Source organism: Ilyobacter sp. (assembly GCF_041583315.1).
In the GTDB taxonomy this organism is placed as follows: domain Bacteria; phylum Fusobacteriota; class Fusobacteriia; order Fusobacteriales; family Fusobacteriaceae; genus Ilyobacter.
The window spans coordinates 1-1,960 of sequence record NZ_JBFHGC010000534.1 but is presented as its reverse complement, the minus strand read 5'-3'; the positions used below and the strand labels follow the sequence as shown (position 1 = coordinate 1,960).

The 1,960-nt window shown below is 37.3% G+C and carries 2 protein-coding genes; both read left to right on the top strand.

The annotated features are described in order from the left end of the window. Positions 1 to 959: glycerol kinase GlpK (gene glpK / locus ABZA26_RS13900; RefSeq protein WP_372715092.1), on the top strand; the 959-nt coding region annotated here is incomplete at its 5' end. A gap of 402 nt (positions 960 to 1,361) precedes the next feature. Next, positions 1,362 to 1,960, top strand: a 599-nt coding sequence (locus ABZA26_RS13895; protein WP_372715091.1) for an RnfABCDGE type electron transport complex subunit C, incomplete at its 3' end; no start/stop codon positions are given.

Below are 1,960 nucleotides of genomic sequence, written 5' to 3'. Positions count from 1 at the left end.
ATGCTTCAAGAACAATGCTCTTTAACATAAGAGACCTTAAGTGGGACGAGAAGATGCTAGAAGAGCTAAACATACCAAAATCTATGCTTCCTGAAGTAAAAAATTCGAGTGAAGTATACGGACAGGCCAACCTCGGAGGAGTAGGAGGAACTGGAGGAATAAGAGTACCTATCGCAGGAGCTGCAGGAGATCAGCAGTCAGCCTTATTTGGACAGGCTTGTTTTGAAAAGGGAGAAGCTAAAAATACATACGGTACCGGATGCTTCCTTCTTATGAACACAGGAGAAAACGCAGTGGAGTCTAAAAACGGACTTCTTACAACAATAGCAATAGGAATAGACAACAAAGTAGAATACGCTTTAGAGGGAAGTGTCTTTGTAGGGGGAGCTTCTATTCAGTGGCTGAGAGATGAGCTAAGACTGATAAATGATGCAGCAGATACAGAGTATTTTGCGAATAAGGTAAAAGACAGTAACGGAGTATATGTAGTACCTGCTTTCGTAGGTTTGGGATCACCGTACTGGGATATGTATGCCAGAGGAACAATAGTAGGACTCACAAGAGGAGCCAACAGAAATCACCTGATCAGAGCAACACTGGAATCTATAGCCTACCAGTCTAGAGACCTGATAGATGCAATGGAAGACGATTCTAAGATAAAATTATCAGCTCTAAAAGTAGACGGAGGAGCAGTAAAGAACAACTTCTTAATGCAGTTCCAGTCAGACATACTAGGAGCAGACGTATTGAGACCAGTAGTAACTGAGACAACAGCTCTAGGAGCAGCTTATCTTGCAGGACTTGCTGTAGGATTCTGGGAAAGTAAAGAGGAGATAAGAAACAGATGGCAGGTGGAGACTAAGTTTGCTCCGGCTATAGAGGAAGGTCATAAGGAAACTCTGTACAAAGGATGGAAAAAAGCAGTAGCAAGATCAACTGCTTGGGAAGAAATGGAATAAAAAAATAAAAAATACCGGCAAGAGAAATTATGAGAGCCAAGTAATCAGGGGATGCAGCAGTGTCTTCTGTTTACTTGGTCTTTTAAATTTTTTTAATTTTTTTGGACTAAATAAAAAAATAACATACTATTTTTTAAGTTTTTTATTTTTTTTATGTTTAAAAAGTTTATTTTTACAAGATAATTAAGGTATACTTAACATATAAATAGGTTAAAGTTAAACTTTGAAAAATAAAGTTACATTAAACAAAGTGGAAAAATTCACAGTCTAAAATATTGTTTATTTGTAGAGTATATGCTAAAATATTAGGAAAACAGAACATTTTTTCTAATAAATATATTTTATTGAATATGAAAATTTTTACATATACTTAACATTATTTTTAATTAAAGGGGTGTATTTATGAAACTGTTTACTTTTAGAGGGGGGGTTCATCCGCCTGAAAATAAAGCTCAGACAGAAAACATGGAAATTGAAGTATTTCCTGTATCCAAGACACTGTATGTACCTATGCTTCAGCATATTGGAGCTCCATTAGATCCCAATGTAAAAGTAGGGGACAGGGTATTAAAGGGTCAGAAGATAGCTGATTCTGAGGCTTTTGTGTCTTCACCGGTCCATTCTCCAGTGAGTGGAGTGGTAAAAAAAATAGAAGTTATGCCCTTCCCACTAAGTGGAAAGGTAAAGACTGTAGTAATCGAAAATGATGAAAAAGAGGAGTGGGCAGAACTTACCAAGATAAAAGACTGGGAAAAGGCCACTAGAGAAGAACTTCTGGCAATGGTAAGAGAAAAAGGAATAGTAGGGGTAGGAGGAGCTTGTTTCCCTACACATATAAAACTAAATCCTCCCAAAGATGTGACCATAGATGTATTGCTCTTAAACGGTGCAGAGTGTGAGCCTTATCTAAATTCGGACAACAGACTGATGATTGAAGAGCCACAGAAGATAGTGGAGGGAATCAAAATTATAAATAAGATTCTCGGTGTAAACAGAGCTAT